The sequence below is a fragment of the Azospirillum brasilense genome (genome assembly GCF_022023855.1).
Classification (GTDB): Bacteria; Pseudomonadota; Alphaproteobacteria; order Azospirillales; family Azospirillaceae; genus Azospirillum; species Azospirillum brasilense_F.
Window position 1 is genome coordinate 727856 of the sequence record NZ_CP059450.1, and the last position, 12357, is coordinate 740212.

General features: G+C 67.9%; 13 protein-coding genes. 4 read left to right on the plus strand and 9 right to left on the minus strand.

All coding sequences use genetic code 11. The features are described 5' to 3' along the window. From H1Q64_RS16725 to H1Q64_RS16740, 4 genes are all read right to left on the minus strand, one after another. On the minus strand, nt 1–927 hold the full coding sequence (locus tag H1Q64_RS16725) for an ABC transporter permease subunit (protein WP_237906259.1): 927 nt from the start codon (nt 925–927) through the stop codon (nt 1–3). An 8-nt stretch (nt 928–935) separates the two neighbouring features. Continuing rightward, nucleotides 936–1946, minus strand: coding sequence for an ABC transporter permease subunit (locus tag H1Q64_RS16730; protein ID WP_014198674.1), 1011 nt, complete (start codon nt 1944–1946; stop codon nt 936–938). 131 nt (nt 1947–2077) lie between these two features. Then, on the minus strand, nt 2078–3679 hold the full coding sequence (locus H1Q64_RS16735; protein ID WP_014198673.1) for an ABC transporter substrate-binding protein: 1602 nt from the start codon (nt 3677–3679) through the stop codon (nt 2078–2080). A gap of 136 nt (nt 3680–3815) precedes the next feature. Beyond that, entirely contained in the window at nt 3816–4286 is a 471-nt protein-coding gene (locus H1Q64_RS16740; protein ID WP_237906260.1) for a GNAT family N-acetyltransferase, read from the minus strand. 260 nt (nt 4287–4546) lie between these two features. On the opposite strand from H1Q64_RS16740, the gene H1Q64_RS16745 reads away from it, so the two are divergent. After that, nucleotides 4547–4939 (plus strand): hypothetical protein, encoded by a 393-nt coding sequence (locus H1Q64_RS16745; RefSeq protein WP_237906261.1) that lies wholly within the window; start codon nt 4547–4549, stop codon nt 4937–4939. A 58-nt stretch (nt 4940–4997) separates the two neighbouring features. Here H1Q64_RS16745 and H1Q64_RS16750 read toward each other — a convergent pair whose 3' ends face one another. Next, complete coding sequence (locus H1Q64_RS16750) at nt 4998–5762, minus strand: class I SAM-dependent methyltransferase (RefSeq protein ID WP_237906262.1); 765 nt, start codon at nt 5760–5762, stop codon at nt 4998–5000. A gap of 114 nt (nt 5763–5876) precedes the next feature. On the opposite strand from H1Q64_RS16750, the gene H1Q64_RS16755 reads away from it, so the two are divergent. Beyond that, entirely contained in the window at nt 5877–6674 is a 798-nt protein-coding gene (locus tag H1Q64_RS16755) for a helix-turn-helix transcriptional regulator (protein ID WP_237906263.1), read from the plus strand. Between the two features lie 29 nt (nt 6675–6703). Beyond that, the gene (locus tag H1Q64_RS16760) at nt 6704–7660 is read left to right on the plus strand and encodes a DMT family transporter (RefSeq protein ID WP_237906264.1); all 957 of its coding nucleotides are present in this window, start codon (nt 6704–6706) and stop codon (nt 7658–7660) included. On the opposite strand, the gene hutU is transcribed toward H1Q64_RS16760, so the two are convergent. Genes hutU through hutI form a run of 4 tightly spaced genes read right to left on the minus strand, consistent with a single transcriptional unit; the run spans nt 7638 to nt 11312 of the window. Next, complete coding sequence (hutU, locus tag H1Q64_RS16765) at nt 7638–9338, minus strand: urocanate hydratase (protein WP_237906265.1); 1701 nt, start codon at nt 9336–9338, stop codon at nt 7638–7640. The genes H1Q64_RS16760 and hutU overlap by 23 nt on opposite strands. A 43-nt stretch (nt 9339–9381) precedes the next feature. Continuing rightward, nucleotides 9382–9807 carry a type II toxin-antitoxin system VapC family toxin gene (locus H1Q64_RS16770; RefSeq protein ID WP_237906266.1) on the minus strand — a complete coding sequence of 142 codons (426 nt, stop codon included), beginning with the start codon at nt 9805–9807 and terminating at the stop codon, nt 9382–9384. Continuing rightward, on the minus strand, nt 9804–10052 hold the full coding sequence (locus H1Q64_RS16775; protein ID WP_237906267.1) for a hypothetical protein: 249 nt from the start codon (nt 10050–10052) through the stop codon (nt 9804–9806). Before H1Q64_RS16775 ends, H1Q64_RS16770 begins: the two co-directional genes overlap by 4 nt. A 45-nt stretch (nt 10053–10097) precedes the next feature. After that, a complete protein-coding gene (gene hutI, locus H1Q64_RS16780) occupies nt 10098–11312 on the minus strand; it encodes an imidazolonepropionase (protein WP_237906268.1) in 1215 nt (404 codons plus the stop codon). Between the two features lie 48 nt (nt 11313–11360). Here hutI and H1Q64_RS16785 point away from each other — a divergent pair, with 48 nt between their 5' ends. Continuing rightward, nucleotides 11361–12236 carry a ChbG/HpnK family deacetylase gene (locus H1Q64_RS16785; protein ID WP_237906269.1) on the plus strand — a complete coding sequence of 292 codons (876 nt, stop codon included), beginning with the start codon at nt 11361–11363 and terminating at the stop codon, nt 12234–12236. The last annotated feature ends 121 nt before the right edge of the window (nt 12237–12357 follow it).

Sequence of the window (12357 nt, forward strand, 5' to 3'; positions counted from 1 at the left end):
TCAGCGTTTCAGCTTGGGGTCGAGCGCGTCGCGCAGCCCGTCGCCCAGCAGGTTGAAGGCCAGCACCGTCACCAGGATGGCCACGCCGGGCCAGGTGACGACCCAGGGGGCGCGCTGGAGGAACTGGAGGGAGGAGGCCAGCATGGTGCCCCACTCCGGCGTCGGCGGCTGCGCGCCGAGGCCGAGGAAGCCCAGCGCCGCGGCGTCCAGGATCGCCGTGGAGAAGCCCAGCGTCGCCTGGACGATCAGCGGCGCCACGCAGTTCGGCAGGATCACCACCAGCATCAGCCGCAGTGGCCCGGCCCCGGCGACGCGGGAGGCGACGACGTAGTCCTTGCTCGTCTCCGCCATCACGGCGGCGCGGGTCAGGCGGGCGTAGTGCGGGATGACCACGATGGACACCGCCAGCATGGCGTTGACCAGCCCCGGCCCGAGGATCGCCGCCACCACCACGGCCAGCAGCAGGCTGGGCAGCGACAGCAGGATGTCCATGAAGCGCATGACCAGCGCGTCGGTGACTCCGCCGAAGAAGCCGGCGACCATGCCCAGCGCCAGCCCGACCGCCAGCGACAGCGTGACGACGATCAGGCCGATCATCATCGACAGCCGCGCCCCGAAGATCAGCCGGGACAGCATGTCGCGCCCGATGTCGTCGGTGCCGAGAAGGAAGGCCCAGCGCCCGCCCTCCTGCCAGACCGGCGGCACCAGGATGGCATCGCGGTACTGGATGTTGGGATCGTGCGGCGCCACCAGCTCGGCGAACAGCGCCACCACGGCGATCAGCAGGATCACGGCGAGGCCGGCCATGGCCCCCTTGTTCTGCCGGAAATGGTACCAGAACTCGACCAGCGGGTGCGGGGGCTGGGAAACCGGCGGAGAAGCGGCCGGAAGGGTCTCCGGAACGCCGGTCGTCGTAGGAGTCGTCATGGCTCACCTCACCGCGAATGGCGGATTCGGGGGTTCAGGACGCCGTACAGAACGTCCACCAGCAGGTTCACGGTCATCACCGTCGTCGCGATCAGCAGCACCCCGCCCTGGAGCGCCGGATAGTCGCGGCGGTTGATGCTCTCGATCAGCCACTTGCCCACGCCGGGCCAGGAAAAGATGGTTTCGGTCAGGATCGCGCCGCCCAGCAGCGTGCCCACCTGAAGGCCGATCACGGTGACCACGGGGATCAGCGCGTTGCGCAGGGCGTGCAGGCCGATCACCCGCTTGCCCGCCAGCCCCTTGGCCTTGGCGGTGCGGATGTAGTCCTCGCCCAGCACCTCCAGCATGGCGGAGCGCGTCATGCGCGCCACGACGGCCAGCGGAACGGTGCCGAGAACGATCATCGGCAGGATGAGGTGATGCAGCGCCGACCAGAAGGCGCCGTATTCGCCGGCCATCAGCGTGTCGATCAGCATGAAGCCGGTCACCGGCTCCACGTAATAGAGCAGGTCGAGCCGCCCGGACACCGGCGTCCAGCCCAGTCCCACCGAGAAGAACAGGATCAGCAGCAGGCCCCACCAGAAGATCGGCATGGAATAGCCGGTCAGGCTGATGCCCATCACGCCATGGTCGAAGATCGAGCCGCGCCGCACCGCCGCGATGATTCCCGCGGGCAGGCCGACCACAGTGGCGAACAGCATGGCAAGTGCTGCCAGTTCCAGCGTCGCCGGGAACAGCGTCACGAATTCGCTGAACACCGAATTGCGCGTCACCAGCGACACGCCGAGGTCGCCCTGGAGGACGCCGCCGATGTAGTCGAGGAACTGGTGCCACAGGGGCCGGTCCAGCCCCAGCTCGTGCCGCAGTTCGAGAAGCCGTTCGGGGGGGATCCCGCGCTCGCCAACGCGCACCTCGATGGGGTCGCCGGGGACAAGGCGGATCAGAAGGAAGGTCAGGAAGGTGACGCCGAGAAAGGTCGGAATCACCAAGCTCACCCGCGTCAGGATGAAGCGTAGCATCGGATCGTCACCGGGGGCTCGAAACGAAAGCAAGGGGGCCGCGGCCCCCTTTTTACCTCTGCATCCGCAAAGGGAAGCCGGGGGTTTAATGCCCCGGCCACCGCTTTGTAAAGCCGCTTGCTACGCTGAGTTTATTGTTTCAAATCGACGCCGTAGAAGCGATGGATGCCGAACGGGTCCATCTTGTAATCGACCACATTCTTGCTCAGCGCCATGTGCACGACCGAGTGCGCGACGGTCAGCCACGGGGCCTCTTCCTTGAAGATGACCTGCGCCTGCTCGTACAGCTTGGTGCGGGCGGCGATGTCGGTGGTGCGCTTGGCCTGCACGACGAGGTCGTCGAACTCCTTGTAGCACCACTTGGCGATGTTCGACCCGCCGGCACGCGCGGCCTCGCAGCCGAGCAGGACGTGCAGGAAGTTGTCCGGGTCACCGTTGTCGCCGGTCCAGCCCAGCATGCCCATCTGGTGCTCGCCGGCCTGGAGGCGCTTGCGGTACTCGCCCCACTCGTACTGCACGACTTTGGCCTTGATGCCGACCTTGGCGAGGTCCGCCTGCATCATCTCGGCCATGCGCTTGGCGTTGGGGTTGTACGGGCGCTGCACCGGCATGGCCCACAGGTCGGTCTCGAAACCGTCCGGGAAGCCGGCCTCGGCCAGCAGCTTCTTCGCGCGCTCCGGATCGTAGGGGTAGTCCTCGATCTCCTTGTTGTACGACCACATGGTCGGCGGGATCGGGTTCTTCGCCGGGACGCCGGCGCCCTGGTACACCGCGTCGACCACGGCCTTCTTGTCGATGGCCATGTTCAGCGCGCGGCGGACGCGCACGTCGTCGAAGGGCTTCTTGGTGACGTTGAAGGCGAGATACCCGACGTTCAGACCTTCCTGCTCCATCAGAGTGATGGCGCTGTCTTTCTTCATCGCCTCCAGATCGGCCGGGTTCGGGTACGGCACGATGTGGCACTCGCCGGCCTTCAGCTTGGCGTAGCGGACGGCGGCGTCGGGCGTGATGGCGAAGACGAGGTTGTCGAGTTGCGCCTTGCCGCCCCAATACGGTTCGAACGCCTTGTAGCGGATGACCGCGTCCTTTTGGTAGGCGACGAACTGGAACGGGCCGGTGCCGATCGGCGCCTGATCGATCTTGTCGATCTGGTTCTTCTTCTGCAGGGCTTCGGCGTATTCGGCAGACTGGATGGGCGCGAAGGGCATCGCCAGATTGGCGATGAAGGGCGCCTCGACCTTGTTCAGCGTGAACTTGACCGTGTAGTCGTCGACCTTCTCGATCGACTTCAGCAGGTCCGGCATCGCCATGTCGTTGAAGTAGTCATAGGCGCCGCCGGACACCTTGTGGAAGGGGTGATCCTTCTTCCACTGACGGTTGAACGACCACAGAACGTCGTCCGCGTTGGCGTCGCGGGTCGGCTTGAAGTCGTTGTTGCTGTGCCACTTCACACCCTTGCGCAGGTGGAACGTGTAGGTCAGCCCGTCCTCCGACACCTCCCACTTTTCGGCGAGGCCGGGGACCACCTTGGTGCCGCCGTACTCGAACTGCACGAGGTTGTTGTACACGGGCAGCGAGACGTCGAAGCTCGTTCCGGTCGTGTTGACCATCGGGTTGAAGTTTTCGGGGCTGCCCTCGGAGCAATAGACGAGGGTCTTGGCGGCCTGGGCCGGCGCAGCAAGCGCCAAGGTGGCGGCAACGCCGAGCCCGGCACCCAGCAGGATGCGCTTCATTCCTAACAACCTCCCGTGTTCGGTCGAATGGCCGCCCGTTCTTTTCGGCGGCCGGTGATGCGGGTTCATTTGGCGCGTGGCCGAATCGTCTGTCAACACGCAACCAAGCCGCATCACGCAAGCTCCACGGGAGGCGTCAGGCCAAGCGGAATTTCAGGCGCGGCCCGATCTCCGTGAAGCCCTCGCGCTGGTAGAATCGCAGGGAATCCGGCCAGTCCGCGGCGGACGGCGCTCCCACCTCGACCCGCGTCCAGTGATGGGCGCGGCCGTGGTCCAGAACGGCCCGGATCAGCACCCGCCCCACCCCGGCGGAGCGCGACTCCGGTGTCACGTACAATTCCCGGATCGTCCCGAACCGGCCCAGGGCGGAGATGCAGGCCCCTTCCGACAGGGTCGCGACGCCGAGCGGGCGCCCCGCCCCGTCCTCGGCCAGGAACACCGTGTAGGACAGGCCATCGCCGCTCAGCATGGATTCGGCGACGGCCAGCATGACGGCCCGCGGCGTGTCGTTCTGCCCGGCGGTGATTTCCGCCAGCAGCGCCGCCACGAGGCCGGTGACCGTGGCCGCGTCGGCAAGGCGAGCCCTGCGTACATGAACGTCGATCATGTCCATGCATCTCCGCTCACGTTTCGCACAGCAATCGAAGTTGGGATATCATTGACCACCCATTCTCCTGAGGTCCCCGGTGCTGCTCACAAGGTATAGCTCTGGAAGCGGGCATCGTTCCGTGAACCTTGCCATTCCTTGCATCGCACACCTTAACCTTAAGTAGAACGACTTTAGATGAAGCAAAAATCAAGAAGGCTTGCGATTTTCTGCAACTTTGAATTATAATATACGCGACAATACGTATCAATGGACACGATATGCGCCTCTTGGTCGCCTTAGGTTGCGGGATGATGCTGTCGATTGCACCGGCAGTGGCTCAACAGCAAGGCCCTGACATCCTCAAAATATGGCAACAGTTCTCGGTTTCCAATTCGCTTGCCAGCAGATGCGCAAAGCCCGACAACGAAAAACTCACTAAATTTCTAGCAAATTACCAAATTATATCCACTCATGCGGCTCATCGTCTCAAGCAAATCACTCCGGAATGGAGCCCCGCTCGCATTGATATGGTAATGGCAGAACACTACAGCAACATTGACAGAACAATATCAGAAATACTCATTGAGGAAACCTGCGATAGTCAAAGAACCAAGGAGGCGTTGCAGCGGTTTGATGCACAGGCCGACATGGATTTATCAAAAAGCAGGTAAAATATGTTCAGAAAGGGAGGCTGTTACCATCACCTCCCTTCTGACATTGCGTTGAAGGTCAGCAAGCCTCCGCTTCGATGGTCAGGCTGTCCAGGAGAAAGCTGCCGTCCTCCAGGATGTCGAAGTGGCGGCGCACCTCGTCGGAGGCGAGATCCTGCAAGGCGCGGATCGCCTGGGCCCGCAGGTCGGGGGTGGAGGTGCGGGCGGTCCAGACGGCGAACTCCATGCGCAGGCGGCGCGGCGTCAGGCCGGTCACCGCGAAGCCGGCGCGGGACAGCGCGGCCATCCATTCCGCGGCGCTGTAGTTGCGGACGTGCGAGGTGTCGCGCAGCAGTTCCACGGCCTGGAGATGGGTGTCCAGCAGCGGGTGGCCCGGCGACACGATGTCCACGAAGACCGCCCGCCCGCCCGGAGCCAGCACCCGCCGCGCCTCGCGCAGGCCGGCCTCGGCGTTCAGCCAGTGATGGGCGCTGAAGCGGCTCAGCACCACGTCGAAATGGCCGTCCGGGAAGGGCAGACGCTCGGCGGGGGCCTGGGTGGTGGTGATGTTGGTCAGGCCGCGCTCCGCCGCAGTGCGGGCCACCGCCTCCAGCATCGGGGCGGTGACGTCCACCGCCACCACTTCGGCGGCGTGGGGGGCGGCGCGGTAGGCGACGTGGCCGCCGCCGCAGCCGAGATCCAGCACGCGGGCGGCGTTCTTCCCGCGCAGCGTATCCTCGATCTGGTCCAAGTCGGCGCCCGAGGCGTGGACGGCGCTGGTCACATAGGCGTCGGCGCGCTGGCCGTATTGTGCGGCGACGACGCCGTGGTGGCTGTTGGTCATGATGGTGATTTCCGTTGGTGTTTGTTGGGGCGCGTTCGTTGTGATGAACCCAGCATCGGCCGTCCGGCAAACTGGTACAAGGCAAGCGCTTATCCTGGTATAAGCGCTGCCACCATGAGTTCCGACGACGACACGCGGCACCGGCTGGGCGCCTTCCTGCGCGCCCACCGGGAGCGGCTGACCCCGGCGGAGGCCGGCATCCCGCAAACCGGCTCCGCCCGCCGCCGCACGCCCGGCCTGCGGCGGGAGGAGGCCGCCCAGCTCTGCGGCCTCAGCCCGACCTGGTACACCTGGCTGGAACAGGGGCGCGAGGTCTCCGTCTCCCCGCAGGCGCTGGCGCGCATCGCCGGGGCGCTGCGGCTGACCGCGGCGGAGCGCGCCTATCTGTTCGAGCTGTCGCGCAAGCGCGATCCCGACGCCGACGCGGCGGACGGATCGGACCAGCCGCCGGCTCCGCTGCTCGCGGCGCTGGAGGTTGTGGCGGCACCGGCCTACCTGCTCGACCGCGTCTGGACGGCGGTCGGCTGGAACGCCGCCGCAGCGCATCTCTTCTCCGGCTGGCTGGGCGGGGCGGAGCGGAACCTGCTGCGCTACGTCTTCCTCGATCCCACCGCGCGGGGTTTCATCGCCGACTGGGAGGACCGCGCCCGCCGGCTGCTCGCCGAGTTCCGCGCCGACACCGCCCGCCGCGCCGGGGACGCGGAGCTGACCGCCCTGGTCGAAAACCTGCGCGCGGCCTCGCCCCGCTTCGCCCGGTTGTGGGAGGACCATGGCGTGCTGGAGCGGGAGGGCGGCACCCGCGGCTTCACCCATCCCCAGGACGGGACGCTGGTCTACGAACAAGTGACGTTGTGCCCCGCCGGACGATCCGACTACAAGCTGGTGATGCTGCTGGGGCCGCAGGCTCCGTAAGACGCCCACCGACACGCTCCGGACGCCCCATGGACCGCCAGCCGCGCAACGCCGTCTTCACAGCCTACAGCCTGTATCTGCTCTCCTCGGCCTTCTTCGCCTCCAACGTGGTGATCGGACGGGCCGCGGCGGCTATCGTGCCGCCCGTCGGGCTGGCCTTCTGGCGCTGGGTGCTGGCCTTCCTGATGATCCTGCCGCTGGCCCTGCCCGGCCTGATCCAGCACCGCCACGTTCTGCGCGCCTCGTGGAAGCGCTTTCTTCTGCTGGGCGCGCTGGCCCAGGGCGTGTGCGGCGCCGTCGTCTACATGGGGCTGGAGCGCACCAGCGCGACCAACGCCGCGCTGATCTACGCCACCAGCCCGGTGATCATCCTGATGATCGCCGCCCTGTGGCTGCGCGAGAAGGTGACGCCGCGGCAGGCGGCGGGAATCGCCGTCGCGATGGCCGGCGTGCTGGTGATCCTGACCCGCGGCGACGCGCAGGCGCTGCTGCATCTGTCCTTCAACGCCGGCGACCTGCTGATCCTGGTGGGGTCGGCGACCTGGGCGGTCTATACGGTGCTGCTGCGCCAGACCCGCAGCTCGCTCCCGGTGGTGACGGTGTTCGCGGCCAACGCGCTGGCCGGTGTCGTCGTCCTCGCCCCTTTCTACGCGTGGGAGACGCTGGCCCTGCGCCCCGTCCCGCTGAGCCTGGACGCCGCCATACGCATCGCCGGGGTGGCGCTGTTCGCCTCCGTCCTGGCCTTCCTGACCTACCAGAAGACGATCAACCTGATGGGTCCGGCGCGGGCCGGCACATCGCTCTACGTCATGCCGTTGTGGGCGGCGGTGGCGGCCTGGGCGCTGCTGGGGGAACAGCTCCAGATGTTCCACCTGCTGGGCGTCCTGCTGGTGCTGCCGGGGGTGGCACTGGCGACCCTGCCGTCGCGCGCCACCCCCGCCAAACCCGCCCCTGCCAAACCCGTCAGCGGATCATCGGAAGCGTGAGCCCCTGCTCCTTCGCGCAGTCCTTGGCGATGTCATAGCCGGCGTCGGCGTGGCGCATCACGCCGGTGCCCGGATCGTTGGTCAGCACCCGCTCCAGCCGCTTGGCCGCAGCGTCCGTCCCGTCGGCGACGATGACCATGCCGGAATGCTGGCTGAAGCCCATGCCGACGCCGCCGCCATGGTGCAGCGACACCCAGGTCGCTCCCGAGGCGCAGTTCAGCAGCGCGTTCAGCAGCGGCCAGTCGGACACCGCGTCCGAGCCGTCGATCATCCCCTCCGTCTCCCGGTTCGGGCTGGCGACGGAGCCGCTGTCCAGATGGTCGCGCCCGATGACGATGGGGGCCTTCAATTCGCCCTTCGCCACCATCTCGTTGAAGGCGAGGCCGAGCCGCGCCCGGTCGCCCAGACCCACCCAGCAAATGCGCGCCGGCAAGCCCTGGAAGCGGATGCGCTCGCGCGCCATGTCCAGCCAGTTGTGCAGGTGCGGATTGTCGGGGATCAGCTCCTTCACCTTGGCGTCGGTGCGGTAGATGTCCTCCGGATCGCCGGACAGGGCGGCCCAGCGGAAGGGGCCGATGCCGCGGCAGAACAGCGGCCGGATGTAGGCCGGGACGAAGCCGGGGAAGGCGAAGGCGTCGGCCACCCCCTCGTCCTTGGCAACCTGCCGGATGTTGTTGCCGTAGTCCAGCGTCGGCACGCCAATGGCGTGGAAATCCAGCATGGCGCGGACGTGAACCGCCATCGACGCCTTGGCCGCCGCGACCACCGCCGCCGGGTCGGTGCGGCGCTTCGTCTCGGCCTCCTCCATCGTCCAGCCGGCGGGCAGATAGCCGTTAAGCGGGTCGTGGGCGCTGGTCTGGTCGGTCACCGCGTCGGGTCGGAAGCGCGGGTCGGCCTTGGCGCGCCGCACCAGTTCCGGGAACACCTCCGCGGCGTTGCCGAGCAGACCGACCGACACCGCCTTGCCGGCGGCCTGGGCCTCCCACAGGATCGCCATCGCCTCGTCCAGGCTGGTGGCCGAGCGGTCGAGATACTTGGTCTCAAGCCGCCGCTCGATGCTGCGGGCGGAGCATTCAACGGCCAGCATGGACGCCCCGGCCATGGTCGCGGCCAGCGGCTGCGCGCCGCCCATGCCGCCCAGCCCGCCGGTCAGGATCCAGCGGCCTTTCAGGTCGCCGCCGTAATGCCGCCGCCCGACCTCCACGAAGGTCTCGTAGGTGCCCTGCACGATGCCCTGGCTGCCGATGTAGATCCAGGATCCGGCGGTCATCTGGCCGTACATCATCAGGCCCTTGGCATCCAGCTCCCGGAAATGGTCCCAGGTCGCCCAGTGCGGCACGAGGTTGGAGTTGGCGATCAGCACGCGCGGCGCGTCCGCGTGGGTGCGGAAGACGCCGACCGGCTTGCCCGACTGGACCAGCAGCGTCTCGTCCTCGTTCAGGGTCTTCAGCGACGCCACGATGGCGTCGAAGCACTCCCAGTTCCGCGCCGCCCGTCCGATGCCGCCATAGACCACGAGCTCGTCCGGGTTCTCCGCGACGTCGGGGTCGAGGTTGTTCATCAGCATGCGCAGCGGCGCCTCGGTCAGCCAGGACTTGGCGGACAGTTCCGTGCCGTGCGGCGCCCGGATGACGCGGCGGTTGGCCGGCTGCGCGGCCGGCGGCTTGGTGTCGGACATGTGACTCGTCCCTCTCGAATTTTGCTTGATGCGTTTGTTGTTTTCAGACGGGAACAGTGCCGCCGCCCAGCAGAACGGTCAACGCTTCCCAAGGGGTGGAGCGGGTGCGGGAGTGCAGGCGCTTGTCCAGCGTGACGAGCGGCGCGCCGAGTTCCTCGGCCAGCGCCAGATAAAAGCAGTCGTAGGCCGGATGATCGAGGGCCACGGCGATGGAGAAGGCCCGCCGGATCAGCCCCGACATCGGCACAAGCATCGTGTAAGCTTGCGGGACCTCCGCCAACACCCGGTCCGCCTGCTCCTCGCTGATGAGGCCGGACCGGCGCATCTTCCACAAAGCGTTCGTCACTTCCGGCACCACCAGATCGGGGGCGACGAGCATTCCCCCACCGCTGACGAGAGCCTGAGCCAAGGACGTGTAACCGTCCTGGATCGACCACCTCATGGCGACGCTGGCATCGACGACGTTCACCGGTCGCGGTCCTCGCGAATGAGATCAGTCATATCGACGTGAAATCCCGGCGGCGTCATGGCCGCGGTCCGCCGCATCCGCTCCAGCAGGTCATGACGGCGCGCCTGCTCGCCAGCTTCGCGCGCCAAGGCGCCTGCCAACAGCAGTTTCGCCTCCTCCTCCGGCGTCCGCCCGGCGCTGCTCGCAAGCGCCTTCAGGCGGTCCAGCGTGCCTTCCTCAACATCCTCAAGAACGATCTTCCCCATCGCGCCCTCCAGACGGGTTCAGAGTACGCTATCGCTTCGGCAACGTCACTCCAGACCGCCCCGCACCAGCCGCCCGCCCCGCACCACCGCGGCGCAGGGATTGGCGCCCAGCCAGTAGCACAGCTCCGCCGGGTCGCCGACGTCCCACACCGCCAGATCGGCGGCCTTGCCGGGCTCCAGCGTGCCATGGATGGCGGCCATGCCCAGCGCCTGGGCGGCGTTGCGGGTGACTCCGGCCAGCGCCTCCTGCGGGGTCAGGCGGAACAGGGTGCAGGCCATGTTCAGCATCAGCAGCAGCGACACGGCGGGCGAGGTGCCGGGATTGCAATCGGTGGACACCGCCATCGGTACGCCATGGCGCCGGAACAGCTCGATGGGCGGCAGCTTGGTCTCGCGCAGCGTGTAGAAGGCGCCGGGCAGCAGCACGGCCACCGTCCCCGCCGCGGCCATCGCCCGCGCGCCCTCCTCGCCGGTGTGCTCCACATGGTCGGCGGACAGCGCCTTGTAGCGCGCGGCCAGCGCGGCCCCGCCGCCGTCCGAGAGCTGGTCGGCGTGCAGCTTCACCGGCAGGCCGAGCCGCCGCGCGGTACCGAACACGCGGGCCGTCTGCTCCGGCGAGAAGGCGATCCGTTCGCAGAAGGCATCGACCGCGTCCAGCAGCCCCTCCGCGGCCAGGGTGGGCAGGATGTCCTCGCAGACCAACGCGATGTAGTCGTCCGCCCGCCCGGCGAACTCCGGAGGCAGCGCGTGGGCGGCCAGCCCGGTCGTCCGCACCGTGACGGGGAAGCGCTCACCCAGAGCCCGTGCGGCACGCAGCATCCGCCGCTCCGTGGCGAGGTCTAGACCGTAGCCGGACTTCACCTCCACCATCGTCACGCCCTCGGCCAGCAGCCGTTGCAGGCGCACGGCAGCGCTGGCGATCAAGCCATCCTCGTCGGCGACGCGGGTGGCGGCGACGGTCGAGGCGATGCCGCCTCCGGCGCGCGCGATCTCTTCGTAGGTCGCGCCCTCCAGCCGCATTTCGAACTCGCGGGCGCGGTTGCCGCCGAAGACCAGATGGGTGTGGCAGTCGATCAGCCCCGGCGTGACCCAGCGCCCGCCCAGGTCATGCTCCTCGGCGGCGCGACCGGCTGGGCGGTCCTTGGCGGCGCCGACCCAGGCGATCCGCCCGTCCTTCACGGCGATCACCGCGTCCCGCACGACTCCTCCCGGAGCCATGGTGGCCGCATGACCGTTGAACCACAGGCTGTCCCACTCCATCATCCCCTCCCCGGCTTTGCGCCGCTTTCCGTCCCACCTTACATCGCCATGCCCGACACCGACACCACACCAGCCCCGCGTTCCACGCATCCGGTCCTGCTCTGCGCCGATGACTACGGCCTGTCGCCGGGCGTCAACGAGGCCATCCGCGACCTCATCGCCGCCGGACGCTTGACGGCGACCTCGGCCATGACGCTCTGCACCTATTGGGCGGAGGGAGCGGCGCCGCTGAAGGAACTGGCCGGCAAGGCCGACGTCGGGCTGCATTTCACCCTGACCGACCAGCCGCCGCTGGGTTCCCTGCCCAAGCTGGCGCCGGACGGAAAGCTGCCGCCGCTGGGACGGCTGATGAAACTGGCCTACACCGGCGGCCTCGATCCCAAGGAAATCCGGGAGGAGCTGGCCCGCCAGCTCGACGCTTTCGCCGCGGCCTGGGGCGGGCCGCCCGCCTACATCGACGGCCACCAGCACGTCCACCAGCTTCCCACCGTGCGCGAGGCGGTGGCCGACGCCCTGGCCACCCTGCCCGGCGCCTATGTCCGCCTGTGCGGGGAGCCGGTGGGGGCCGTCCTGCGCCGCGGCGTGGCGGTGCCGAAGACCTTGCTGATCGGCGGGCTCGGCGGTGGGCTGGCGCGGCTGGCGCGGGCGCGCGGCATCCCCGCCAACAACCGCTTCGCCGGTGTCTACGACTTCTCCGGACGCCAGCCTTTCCCCGATCTGATGGCGCGCTTTCTCGACCGTCCCGCCGGGCGGCTGCTGGTGATGGTCCATCCCGGCATCCCGGACGAAGCCCTGCGCCGCGCCGACCCGCTGGTGGACCAACGCAAGGTGGAGCACGACTATCTGAGAGGCCCGGCCTTCGCCGCCCTGCTTGGCGAGCGAAGCATCCGACTCGCCCGCTTCGCCGAGTTCCCGGCGCCCTGAAACAACCTCCCGCTTCTCCGCCCCCCGGCGGCATAGTTCCGCCGGTCATTCTTGACCGTCGCGATTGTTCGCCCCTACCATCATTACGACATGGCCGGATCGAGGGGGCTCTTCCTGGAGA

Excerpts from the sequence above, each read along its gene's own strand:
- H1Q64_RS16725 (WP_237906259.1), bottom strand. The coding sequence starts at position 927 with ATGACGACTCCTACGACGACCGGCGTTCCGGAGACCCTTCCGGCCGCT.
- H1Q64_RS16730 (WP_014198674.1), bottom strand. The coding sequence starts at position 1,946 with ATGCTACGCTTCATCCTGACGCGGGTGAGCTTGGTGATTCCGACCTTT.
- H1Q64_RS16735 (WP_014198673.1), bottom strand. The coding sequence starts at position 3,679 with ATGAAGCGCATCCTGCTGGGTGCCGGGCTCGGCGTTGCCGCCACCTTG.
- H1Q64_RS16740 (WP_237906260.1), bottom strand. The coding sequence starts at position 4,286 with ATGATCGACGTTCATGTACGCAGGGCTCGCCTTGCCGACGCGGCCACG.
- H1Q64_RS16745 (WP_237906261.1), top strand. The coding sequence starts at position 4,547 with ATGCGCCTCTTGGTCGCCTTAGGTTGCGGGATGATGCTGTCGATTGCA.
- H1Q64_RS16750 (WP_237906262.1), bottom strand. The coding sequence starts at position 5,762 with ATGACCAACAGCCACCACGGCGTCGTCGCCGCACAATACGGCCAGCGC.
- H1Q64_RS16755 (WP_237906263.1), top strand. The coding sequence starts at position 5,877 with ATGAGTTCCGACGACGACACGCGGCACCGGCTGGGCGCCTTCCTGCGC.
- H1Q64_RS16760 (WP_237906264.1), top strand. The coding sequence starts at position 6,704 with ATGGACCGCCAGCCGCGCAACGCCGTCTTCACAGCCTACAGCCTGTAT.
- hutU (WP_237906265.1), bottom strand. The coding sequence starts at position 9,338 with ATGTCCGACACCAAGCCGCCGGCCGCGCAGCCGGCCAACCGCCGCGTC.
- H1Q64_RS16775 (WP_237906267.1), bottom strand. The coding sequence starts at position 10,052 with ATGGGGAAGATCGTTCTTGAGGATGTTGAGGAAGGCACGCTGGACCGC.
- hutI (WP_237906268.1), bottom strand. The coding sequence starts at position 11,312 with ATGGAGTGGGACAGCCTGTGGTTCAACGGTCATGCGGCCACCATGGCT.
- H1Q64_RS16785 (WP_237906269.1), top strand. The coding sequence starts at position 11,361 with ATGCCCGACACCGACACCACACCAGCCCCGCGTTCCACGCATCCGGTC.